This window comes from Lysobacter spongiicola DSM 21749, assembly GCF_900167055.1.
Lineage (GTDB): Bacteria > Pseudomonadota > Gammaproteobacteria > Xanthomonadales > Xanthomonadaceae > Novilysobacter > Novilysobacter spongiicola.
The window spans coordinates 240,373-251,256 of sequence record NZ_FUXP01000002.1 but is presented as its reverse complement, the minus strand read 5'-3'; the positions used below and the strand labels follow the sequence as shown (position 1 = coordinate 251,256).

Sequence of the window (10,884 nt, the reverse complement as noted above, 5' to 3'; positions counted from 1 at the left end):
GAGCGGCTTCAGCCGCGATCGGATGGCTGGTGGCACGTCCGGTTCCAGATCGCGGCTGAAGCCGCTCCTACAGGAAGAGCGGCGCGATGACTATCAGCCGACCGAGCCTTCCAGGCTCACGTCCAGCAGCTTCTTGGCTTCGACGGCGAATTCCATCGGCAGCTCGCGGAAGACCTGCTTGCAGAAGCCGTCGACGATCATCGACACCGCGTCCTCTTCGCCGATGCCGCGCGTGCGGCAGTAGAACAGTTGGTCGTCGCTGATCTTCGAGGTGGTGGCCTCGTGCTCGACGGTGGCGCTGGGGTTCTTCACCTCGATGTAGGGGAAGGTGTGGGCGCCGCACTTCTTGCCGATCAGCAGCGAGTCGCACTGGGTGTAGTTGCGCGCGCCGTCGGCGCCCGGCGCCACCTTCACCAGCCCGCGGTAAGTGTTCTGGCCGCGGCCGGCACTGATGCCCTTGCTGATGATCTTGCTCTTGGTGCGCTTGCCGACGTGGATCATCTTGGTGCCGGTATCCGCCTGCTGGCGGTGGTGGGTCAGCGCGACGGAGTGGAACTCGCCGGTGGAGTCGTCGCCGATCAGCACGCAGGACGGGTACTTCCAGGTGATGGCCGAACCGGTCTCGACCTGGGTCCAGTGGATCTTGCTGCGCGCGCCACGGCACTCGCCGCGCTTGGTCACGAAGTTGTAGATGCCGCCGACGCCGTTCTCGTCGCCGGGATACCAGTTCTGCACGGTCGAGTACTTGATGTCGGCGTCTTCCAGCGCGACCAACTCGACCACCGCCGCATGCAGCTGGTTCTCGTCGCGCATCGGCGCGGTGCAGCCTTCCAGGTAGGACACCTGCGCGCGGTCCTCGCAGATGATCAGGGTGCGCTCGAACTGGCCCGTATGGCCGGCGTTGATGCGGAAGTAGGTGCTCAGCTCCATCGGGCACTTCACCCCGGCCGGGATGAACACGAAGCTCCCATCGGAGAACACCGCCGAGTTCAGCGCGGCGAAGAAGTTGTCGCCCACCGGCACCACGCTGCCCAGGTACTGGCGTACCAGTTCCGGATGGTCCTTGATGGCCTCCGACATCGAACAGAAGATCACGCCCTTCTCGGCCAGCTCCTTGCGGAAGGTGGTGCCGACCGAGACCGAATCGAACACCGCATCGACCGCCACGCCGGCCAGCTTCGCCCGCTCGTGCAGCGGCACGCCGAGCTTGTCGTAGGTATCCAGCAGTTCCTGCGGGACCTCGTCGAGCGACTGGTACTTCGGGCCCTTGGGCGCGGAGTAGTAGCTCAAGGCCTGGAAGTCGATCGGCTCGATGTTGAGCTTGGCCCAGTGCGGCATCGGCATGGTCTGCCAGTGCCGGTACGCCTCCAGCCGCCACTCGGTCATCCACTCGGGCTCTTCCTTCTTGGCGGAAAGCGCGCGGATGGTGTCCTCGTCCAGCCCCGGGGGCAGGCTGTCGGACTCGATGTCGGTGATGAACCCGGCTTCGTACTTGCGGCCCAACTGCGCGTGGATCGCCTCGTTGGCGATCGGCGCATCGCGCAAGGGCGTGACCGGGGCCGGCGACAGGGGGCCGGAGATGGAAGGGGTGACTTCGGTGGCCATGGGGGCTGCCTACTCTCTGGTTATGCGTTGGCGAGGCGCATGTGGATGCGCTTCGGGTCGGGTGGTGTCGGGCCGGGCGGCTGGGGCGGTGCCAGCATCTGCGCGAGCGTCACCCCGCGCAGTGCATCCACCACCACATCGTTGATGCGCCGCCAGTTGGCGCGTACGCCGCACTGGCCTTCGATCGCGCAGTTGCCCGTGTGGATGCTGCATTCGGTCATCGCAAGCGGGCCTTCCATCGCCTCGACGATCTCGATCAGGCCAATCGCGTCGGCGGCGCGGGCCAGCTTGTAGCCGCCGTTGGCGCCCCGGAAGCCGTCCACCAGGCCCGCCTGGGCCAGGGGCTTGAGCAGCTTGCTGACGGTGGGCGTCTCCAGGCCGGCACGCTCGGCCAGCTCGGAGGCACTCAGCACCGACTCCGGATCGGCAGCCAGCACGGTCAGCACGACCGTGGCGTAATCGGTGAGTTTGGTGACTCTCAGCATGGGGAGGCCCTAATTCGTACCGGAATTGTACGGATTATCGCCGGCCGGGCCAAGCAGGGTGGCGCAGGGCGATTCATCCGCCTCGTCCACGGGGCGCCGTCTCGCCAGCGGGCGCATCCGGCACAATGCGGCATCACTCCTGCTGGAAAATCCGCATGCCGCGTAAAGTCGCCGCCCGTCGCTCCGCCATCCATGGCAACGGTGTATTCGCCCTCGAACCGATCGCCAAAGGGGAGCGCATCATCGAGTACAAGGGCCGCCGCCGCACCCATGAAGACGTCGACGCGGGCGACACCGGCGACGCTGATTCCGGGCACACCTTCCTGTTCACGCTCAACGACGAATACGTCATCGACGCCAACTACGAAGGCGGCATCGCGCGCTGGATCAACCACAGTTGCAAGCCCAACTGCGAAGCGGTGATGGAAGAACACGATGGCGAGGACCGCCGCAAGGACCGGGTGTTCATCGAGGCGATTCGCAACATCAAGCCCGGCGAGGAGCTGTCCTACAACTACGGCATCACCCTGGCCGAAGCGCACACGCCGCGAATGAAGAAGATCTGGGAGTGCCGCTGCGGCGCGAAGGACTGCACCGGCACCATGCTGCAGCCCAAGCGCAAGAAGAAGGCCTGAGCCCGCGGTTAGCGCGCGTCTCGGGGCTGGGCACTTGTAGGAGCGGCTTCAGCCGCGATCCGACCCTTCATGGGGCCGCCGACTTCCGATCGCGGCTGAAGCCGCTCCTACAGAAGCGGGTGGGGCCGGGCCTATTGGACCAAGGTGCAGGGGCGGTGCCCGCATCCGTCCCCCGCCCGCCGGTAACATCGGCGGCAGACCCTTGCAGCGGAGCTCCCCATGACCCCCATCACCGGCCAGGTCGCCCTCGTCACCGGCGCCGCCAGCGGCATCGGCAGGGAAATCGCCTTCGAGCTGGCGCGTGCCGGCGCCGCGGTCGCGATCGCCGACATCAATCCCGATGGCGCCAACGCGGTTGCCGCAGAGATCGAGCAGGCGGGTGGACGCGCGATCGGCGTGGCCATGGACGTGACCGACGAAGCCGCGGTCAATGACGGTACCGCCCGTGTGGTGGAGGCGCTTGGCGGGCTGGACATCCTGGTGTCGAATGCCGGCATCCAGATCGTCAATCCGATCCACGAGTTCAGCTACGCGGACTGGAAGAAGATGCTCGCCATCCACCTGGACGGCGCGTTCCTGACCTCCCGCGCCGCATTGCCGCACATGTATGCGAAGGGCCGCGGCACCGTGGTCTACATGGGCTCGGTGCACTCCCACCAGGCTTCGCCCCTGAAGGCGCCCTACGTGACCGCCAAGCACGGCCTGCTGGGGCTGTCGCGCACGCTGGCCAAGGAAGGTGCGAAGCACGGCGTGCGCAGCCACGTGGTCTGTCCGGGATTCGTGCGCACGCCGCTGGTGGACCGGCAGATCCCCGAGCAGGCGCGCGAGCTGGGTATCAGCGAAGAGGAAGTGGTGAGCCGGGTGATGCTGGGCAACACCGTCGATGGCATTTTCACCACCGTCGAGGACGTGGCGCAGTGCGTGCGCTTCCTTGCCGAGTTCCCTACGGCGGCGCTGACCGGCCAGAGCTTCGTGGTCAGCCACGGCTGGCATATGCAGTAGCGGGCGGAGGAGTGCGCTTGGCCGGGCTTCTGTAGGAGCGGCTTCAGCCGCGATCGTGATCCGGGGAACAGGATCCCAATCCGGTGGAGCCCCCTCTCGTCTGCTCCTGCCACGGTATCCGTGGGTCGAATCGCGGCTGAAGCCGCTCCTACAGGCCGGCCCTCGCAGCGCCCGATGCGGGCGGGCCCCCGCCGGTTTACATGACTTCCGCCATTCGGCTGCCCGGCCGGATGCCGGTAGTCTGCCCGGCCATCCCGCACCGAGCCGCCGAATGCGCCTGTCCCCGGTCGCCCTCCTGCTACCGGCCCTGGTGGCCCTGCCGGCCGCAGCCATCGAGGTCGACGGCAGGATCGATCCGGTGGAATGGGAGGGTGCCCGGCACATCACCGATTTCCGCCTGACCCAACCGCTGTCGCTGGAGGCCTCGCCGTATCCGACCGAGGCGTGGGTCAAATCGACGCCCGAGGGGCTGGCGGTGGCCTTCCGCAACATCCAGCCGCCGGGCGTGGAGCGCACCCGCCAGCGCACGCGTCGCGACGAGGGCGGGCAGCTGGACCGGGTCAACGTGATCGTCGATTTCGACGGTGACGGCCGCACCGGCTACGACTTCATGATCACCCTGGCAGGCGGTATTGCCGACGAGGTCGTGACCAACGAGGGCAACTTCAACAACGACTGGGACGGCAACTGGCAGTACGCATCGATGGAAGATGAAGCGGGCTGGAGCGCCGAGTTCCTGATCCCGTGGTACATCGCGCCGATGCGCAAGGCCGATGGCGGCACCCGCACCATCGGCCTCTACCTGGACCGCGTGATCGGCTCCACCGGCGAGCGCGTGGCGTGGCCAACGGCGAGCTGGGTGCGGCCGCGCTTCCTATCGGAGTTCAACCGGGTCGAGTTGCCCGCCTTCAGCCAGTCGCTGCTGGCGGTGACGCCGTACGTGGTGGGCGTGCACGACAACATCGGCGGGGACAGCGAGTTCGATGCCGGTGCCGACATCTTCTGGAAACCCAACGGACAGACCCAGCTGACCGCGACGATCAACCCCGACTTCGGCCAGGTCGAGAGCGACGACCTGGTGGTGAACTTCGGCGCCGAGGAAACCTTCTTCAGCGACAAGCGTCCGTTCTTCACCGAGAACCAGGGCATCTTCAACTTCGGGATGCTGCTCGACAACAGCCAGTTGATCTACACCCGGCGCGTGGGCGGACTGGCCGATGACGGCAGTGGTGCGGCCAGCATCGACGCCGCGGTCAAGCTCAACGGCAGCCTCGGCGGCATGAACTACGGCCTGATGGCGGCCGAGGAGGAGGGCGATGCGGGACGTTCCTTCCGCGCACTGCGGCTCAACCACGACTTCGCGCGGCAGAACATCGGCCTGCTGGCGACGCAGGTGCTACGCCCGTGGCTGGACCGGGAGGCGAGGGTACTCGGGGTCGATCATCGCTGGCAGCCGACCGATTCGCTGACCGTCACCAGCACCATGGTCGGCAGCGACATCGAACAGGATGGCACCACCACCCGCGGCAGCGGTGCCACCACCGTGGTCGACTACGAAATGGGCGATGGCTGGCGCCAGCAGTGGCTCGCCATGCACTTCGGTGACGACCTGCAGGTCAACGACTTCGGCTACCTCTCTCGCAACAACCTCAACTACGGCCACTGGCAACTCAGCCGCCGGATGGCCAACCAGCCCGAGGCGTCGGCCTACGCGTCCCATGATTACCGCGGCCGGATCATCGGGATGGACAACGACGACGGCCTGCGCCTGCAGCGCCAGCTTCGGCTGATCCGGCAGAGTGACCGCCGCGACGGCGGCAACGAGTACCTGCAGCTCAACCTCAATGCGCCCGCCCACGACGACCTGCTGACACGGGGCGGGCATGCGCTCCATCGTCCGGGCAACTTCAGCCTGTCCTGGGAGCGGTTCCGGCCGCGCAAGGCCGACTGGAGCTGGGAAGTCGACCTGTGGGCCGGAAGCGGCGGGTTGGCCGGAAACGACAAGGTCGGCTACAGCGTCCAGTTCCAGCCGACCTACTACTTCAGCGACTCGCTCAACGCCTTCGTTGGCGCCTACGCCGAATACACGCCGGACTGGCTGGTCTGGCAGCGCGACAACCTGGTCGGGCGGTTCGAGCAGCGCTACCTGCAATTCGATGCCGGCCTGGCCTGGAGCATCGGGCAGCGCCAGGAGCTGCGGGTGAAACTGCAGGCGATCGGCTGGATGCGCAATTGCAGGAGGCGGTGGTGGTCGGCCCGGACCGGCGGGCGACGGTGGTCGAACCGGTTGGCGACCACCAGGTAGACGACTTCAGCCTGCGCAACATGGGTTTCCAGGTGCGCTACCGCTACATGCTGGCACCCCTGTCCGATCTCTACGTGGTGTACGGACGCGGCGGCTACATGTTCGACGAGTTCTCGGTGGATCCGGACCGCCAGCTGGGCGAGAGCTTCCACCTGCGCGACAGCGAGCAACTGCTGGTCAAGCTGAGCTACCGCTTCGAGCTATGAGGTTCCAGCCGGGGAGGGCCAGGCTTCCGGCGGCAGGATCGCGAACCGGCCCTCGCGACGGCAGCGGCGGGCGAGCGCCAGCACCGCGCGGTCGCGGCTGAGCAGCCAGCGGGCGCCCGCATCGTGCGCGAGCTGCAGGAACTTCTGGTCGTCGGGGTCGCTGCAGCGTGGCAGACCGGGTTCCTCGGTGCCCGCTGCCGACCAGTCATGGGCGATCGCGTCGAACGCCTGTTCCAGCGATTCGATAGCGGGTGGATCCAGCCGCAGGATCGGGTAGCGCAGCACCCGTATCCACTCTTCCCGGCAGGCCGCGTTGGTGACGGCAAGCACCTCGCCCAGGTGCATCGCTTCGCGCAGCTCCGCCCGGCGTGGGTTGTCGAACACCAGCAGGTCGAGCCAGACGTTGGTGTCGAGCACGATGCGCGGCGGCATGGCATCGGCCGGGGCCGACGTAGCGATGATCCCGTCTGGCACCGTGGTCAGTGCTGCACTTCGCGAAGGTCGGCCGCCACGATGCGCCAGTCGCCGTCACCCTCGCGGGACAGCGTGTAGGTCCCGGCGAACCGGCGCACCTCGCCGCTGTCGGTGGTACTGGCGACTGCCACGGGTACACGGGCGCGGTCGCCGCCGGAAGCTTCCGGCTGGCCCGTGATCTCGACCGAGATCCCGCTGGTGCGGCTGAAGCCATCCCTGAACTGCTCGAGCGACTGGCCGCTGGCACGCCCGCCGTCCGCCCACAACCCATGGGCGGTGGCATGGTCGCCGGAGTCGATGGCGCCGTAGTAGGACTGTACGACCGTGCCCGCGGCGGCCGGATCCGCGCCAGCGGGTGGTGGCGGGGCGTAGCCGACGTCATCCACGAAACCGGTACCGTCAGCGGCGACCATTCCCGGTGCCTCCGCATCGCCGTCCCCGCCGATGATGACGGCCGTCCCGTCGGGGGACGGCAGGGCCTGCCCATCCGGGCCGGTGCCGTCTTCCAGCTCGAACAGCGGCTCCACATCCGCCTCGTCGCCGCGTTCGGACAGCGCGATGCCACGCGGGCCCGGTTCACCCGGCTCGGGCATGCCGGTCACCCCGCCGCGGGCATCCTCCGGCGCGGGCAGCGGCGCGCTGTCGGTGGCGTGGGCGTCCGGATCCCGGGTGACGGCTTCGGGGTCCGAACAGGCCGCCAGGAAAAGGACGAGGACAAGGCCGGGAACACGCATGTCAGCGCTCCAGGTCCAGGACCACGACGCCACGCCGGATGCCTGTCGAAGCGATGCGGTCTGAGCCGATGCGCTGCAGCAGGCTCTCATCCAGCACGTAGACGGGCTCCTGTCGTGTGTAATCGGTCAGCCACTGGCTCAGCAGCTCGCGCGAAGGCACGTCCAGCGCGCCGCCCCATGCGGGGATGTCGACCGACTCGATGGTCGGGTCCTGCAGGTGCAGCCCGCGGGTCCGGGGATCGAAGCGGAGCCCGCTGCTCAATGCGAAGGTACCCGGCTGCCCGACGGCGCGGCCGCCTGCCATCAGGCCCACTTCGAACTGCAGCCGCAGCCGGCTGCTGTCGTGGGGGATCGACAGGCTCGGCTGGCCGAGGCGCAGCGCGACGGTACCGCCCAGTTGTTCGTAGTCCTTCGGGAAGTTCCGGTCCAGCGCCCGTTGCAGCTGTGGCTGGGTGAAGGTGACCTGGCTGCCCAGCAGGGCTCCCATCGCCGACAACGTGGAACAGCCGGCCAGGACCAGCGTGGCCAGGAGTCCCAGTAGTAAGAGTGGAGCCTTGCGCATGTTCGATCCTGTACGGGGGCGGGGATGACGGTACGCAGTCCGGGTGAACGTGGGGTCAGGGCTGGACGGTCGATCCTAGCGCGCGGATGCTGCTTCCGTGTCGTGTCCGGCCGGCGCGCGTAGCCGTGGCAGGGGATCCAGCGCTCCGCCCGCGCCGTAGATGCCGTAGTGCAGGTGTGGTGGCGTGCCCTTGGCATTGCCACTGGTGCCGACCTGGCCGAGCACGTCGCCCGGGAATACCACGTCGCGCTCGGCGAGCCCTTCGGCCCAGCCGTCGAGGTGCGCGTAGTAATGCCGTTCCATGCCGGGGCCGAGCACCCATACCTGTTTGCCGCCCAGTCCGCCATCGCGCACCGCACTGACCACGCCGCGCGTGGTACTGCGTACCGCTGTCCCCCTGGCCGCGAAGATATCCACGCCTTCATGGGACCGGCCCGACCCGCGCGCTGCGCCCCAGGTGTCGGCGATGTCCCCGGCGGCCACGCCATCGACCGGCATCGGCAGGGAGGCTGGCGGATCGGCGCGCGAGATCTCCCACCACATCCGGGGGCTCGCCATGAACGGCTGCTGCCACGCCCACCAGCCGGCCAGTGCCAAGCCCAGCAGCAACAGCAGGTTCGCAAGCAGCCTCAGGGCGGCAGGCGTGCGTCGGGCAGGTGCTGCGGGTTCGGCCATGTGTTACAGCCTAGCCATGCTCCCCGACACGGATGCGTCAAGGCATCCGTCTAGCCCGCGGTGTCGCGGCGGCGGTGTCAGTCCTCGTTCGCCCCGGGCACGAATTCGGCGACCAGCTGTTTCTGCAGCTGGGCAGGCACCGGCTCGTAGTGGCTGAAATCCAGCGAGTAGCGTCCCAGCCCGGCCGTGGCCGACTTGAGTTCGGTCGCGTAGCCGTCCAGTTCCGACAGCGGTACCTGTGCCTTCAGCACGATGCCGCCCGATCGCCCCCGGTCCGTGCCGCTGATCCTGGCGCGCCTGCCCGCCAGGCCGCCGCTGATATCGCCGACGTACTGCTCGGGAACGCTCACCTCCAGGTCGACGACCGGCTCCAGCACCTGCGGTCGTGCCCTGGCCACCGCGTCGAGGAACGCGCGCCTGCCTGCCGCGATGAAGGCCACTTCCTTGCTGTCGACGCTGTGGTGCTTGCCGTCATGCACCACCACCCGCAGGTCCTGCATCGGGTAGCCGGCGACGGCACCTTCCTTCATCGCCTGCCGCACGCCTTTCTCCACCGCGGGCAGGAACTGCCCGGGGATCGCACCACCCTTGACCGCATCCACGAAGTCGAAGCCGCCGCCGCGCGGGAGCGGCTCGACGCGCAGGAAGACCTCGCCGAATTGGCCGGCGCCGCCGGTCTGCTTCTTGTGCCGGTGGTGGCCCTCCGCGGTGGCTCCGATGGTTTCGCGATAGGCGATGCGCGGCGGGTGGGTCCCGACTTCGATGCCGTGGCGGTCGCGCAGGCGGTCGAGCTGGATCCGCAGGTGCAGGTCCGACAGGCCGCGGACGATGGTTTCGTTGGTCTCCTCCTCGTGCTCGACCTGGAAGCACGGGTCCTCGTCGGCGAGCTTGCGAAGGGCCGTGGCGAGCTTCTGCTCCTGTCCCCGGCGCGACGCTTCGACCGCAAGGCCGAACATCGGCTTGGGGAACGCCAGCGGCGAGAGGTGGATCTGGTCCTCGTCGTGGCTGTCGTGCAGCACCGCGTCGAAATGCAGCTCCTCGACCTTGGCGACCGCCGCGATGTCGCCCGGTATCGCGCGGTCGATCTCGACATGGTCCTTCCCCTGCAGCCGGAACAGGTGGCCCACCTTGAATGGCTTGCGGCCGTCGTCGATGAAGAGCTGGCTGTCGCGCCGCACCGTGCCCTGGTAGACCCGGAACACGCCGAGCTTGCCGACGAACGGGTCATGGATGATCTTGAACACATCCGCGATGACGTGTGCATCCGCATCCGGCACCGCCTGGATACGCTCCCGCCCGGGGCCTTTTTCGAACGGCGGGGCATTGGCTTCGCCGGGGTTGGGAAACCACCTGTCCGCGACATTCAGCATCTCCCGTATCCCGGCTCCGCTGCGCGCCGAGCAGAACAGCACGGGTACCAGGTGGCCTTCGCGCAGGCACTGCTCGAAGGCATCGTGCAGCTCCTGTCCCGACAGGCTCTGTTCGCCCAGGTCGAGGTAGCGTTCCATGACGGTCTCGCTCACCTCCACCACCTGGTCGATGATGCGCTGGTGCCAGTCCGCGACCGGCCCCAGGTCGCTGTCACCTTCGCTGTTGCCGAGGCAGTCCACCACCGTCGTGCCGCCGTGGGCGGGCAGGTTCAGCGGCAGGCAATGGGCGCCCAGCGAGGTGCGGATATCGTCCAGGACGGTGGCCAGGTCCGGTGCCTGGTCGATCTTGTTGACCACCAGCACCCGGCAGAGCCCGCGCGTTGCAGCGTGCTCCATCATCCGCCGGGTGCCGTGGTCGACGCCGCTCCCGGCGTCCACGACCACGGCGACGGTCTCCACCGCCGCCAGTGCCGACAGGGCGGGACCGCGGAACTCGGGATAGCCCGGGGTATCGACCAGGTTGAGGTGCATGCCATCGTGGTCGACGGAGGCGATCGCGATGTCGAGCGAATGACCGCGCTGTCGCTCGACCGGATCGAAATCGGACACGGTGTTGCCGCGTTCGACGCTGCCTGCCGACTGGATGGCGCCGCCGGCGTGCAGCAGGGCTTCGAACAGGGTGGTCTTGCCGGCGGCGGCGTGGCCTGCGAGGGCCACGTTGCGGATATCTGAAGTGGAATGGGACATGAGCGGACTTCTCCCGTGCGAAGGGTGGAAGGCCGTCATGGCTGTCCGCGCTGGGCGCCCGAGCGGAGCGCTCGGCGGGCGGTC

General features: G+C 68.0%; 11 protein-coding genes. 4 read left to right on the top strand and 7 right to left on the bottom strand.

Features of this window, described 5'->3' with window-relative positions; all coding sequences use genetic code 11:
- Positions 1 to 93 precede the first annotated feature (93 nt).
- Complete coding sequence (gene sufB / locus B5D37_RS05430; protein WP_078757680.1) at positions 94 to 1,605, bottom strand: Fe-S cluster assembly protein SufB; 1,512 nt, start codon at positions 1,603 to 1,605, stop codon at positions 94 to 96.
- A gap of 20 nt (positions 1,606 to 1,625) precedes the next feature.
- Positions 1,626 to 2,090 (bottom strand): SUF system Fe-S cluster assembly regulator, encoded by a 465-nt coding sequence (locus B5D37_RS05425; RefSeq protein ID WP_078757679.1) that lies wholly within the window; start codon positions 2,088 to 2,090, stop codon positions 1,626 to 1,628.
- Between the two features lie 155 nt (positions 2,091 to 2,245).
- On the opposite strand from B5D37_RS05425, the gene B5D37_RS05420 reads away from it, so the two are divergent.
- The 4 genes from B5D37_RS05420 to B5D37_RS15035 all read left to right on the top strand — a co-directional run bounded on the left by B5D37_RS05420 (position 2,246) and on the right by B5D37_RS15035 (position 6,238).
- The gene (locus B5D37_RS05420) at positions 2,246 to 2,725 is read left to right on the top strand and encodes an SET domain-containing protein (protein ID WP_078757678.1); all 480 of its coding nucleotides are present in this window, start codon (positions 2,246 to 2,248) and stop codon (positions 2,723 to 2,725) included.
- 219 nt (positions 2,726 to 2,944) lie between these two features.
- The gene (locus B5D37_RS05415; RefSeq protein ID WP_078757677.1) at positions 2,945 to 3,727 is read left to right on the top strand and encodes a 3-hydroxybutyrate dehydrogenase; all 783 of its coding nucleotides are present in this window, start codon (positions 2,945 to 2,947) and stop codon (positions 3,725 to 3,727) included.
- A gap of 271 nt (positions 3,728 to 3,998) precedes the next feature.
- Positions 3,999 to 6,032, top strand: a complete 2,034-nt coding sequence (locus tag B5D37_RS05410; protein ID WP_234987715.1) for a DUF5916 domain-containing protein — start codon at positions 3,999 to 4,001, stop codon at positions 6,030 to 6,032.
- Positions 6,002 to 6,238 carry a hypothetical protein gene (locus tag B5D37_RS15035; protein WP_234987714.1) on the top strand — a complete coding sequence of 79 codons (237 nt, stop codon included), beginning with the start codon at positions 6,002 to 6,004 and terminating at the stop codon, positions 6,236 to 6,238. The genes B5D37_RS05410 and B5D37_RS15035 overlap by 31 nt, the downstream gene beginning before the upstream one ends.
- Here B5D37_RS15035 and B5D37_RS05405 read toward each other — a convergent pair.
- The 5 genes from B5D37_RS05405 to fusA form a co-directional block, all read right to left on the bottom strand.
- Entirely contained in the window at positions 6,233 to 6,670 is a 438-nt protein-coding gene (locus B5D37_RS05405; RefSeq protein ID WP_078757676.1) for a putative toxin-antitoxin system toxin component, PIN family, read from the bottom strand. The two genes, B5D37_RS15035 and B5D37_RS05405, sit on opposite strands and share 6 nt — an antisense overlap.
- Positions 6,671 to 6,717: 47 nt before the next feature.
- Positions 6,718 to 7,446, bottom strand: coding sequence for a Cif family virulence factor (locus tag B5D37_RS05400; RefSeq protein WP_078757675.1), 729 nt, complete (start codon positions 7,444 to 7,446; stop codon positions 6,718 to 6,720).
- A 1-nt stretch (position 7,447) separates the two neighbouring features.
- Positions 7,448 to 8,008, bottom strand: a complete 561-nt coding sequence (locus tag B5D37_RS05395; protein WP_078757674.1) for a YceB family lipoprotein — start codon at positions 8,006 to 8,008, stop codon at positions 7,448 to 7,450.
- Positions 8,009 to 8,083: 75 nt separating this feature from the next.
- Complete coding sequence (locus B5D37_RS05390; RefSeq protein WP_078757673.1) at positions 8,084 to 8,683, bottom strand: M23 family metallopeptidase; 600 nt, start codon at positions 8,681 to 8,683, stop codon at positions 8,084 to 8,086.
- A 77-nt stretch (positions 8,684 to 8,760) separates the two neighbouring features.
- Complete coding sequence (gene fusA / locus B5D37_RS05385; protein WP_078757672.1) at positions 8,761 to 10,800, bottom strand: elongation factor G; 2,040 nt, start codon at positions 10,798 to 10,800, stop codon at positions 8,761 to 8,763.
- Positions 10,801 to 10,884: the final 84 nt, after the last annotated feature.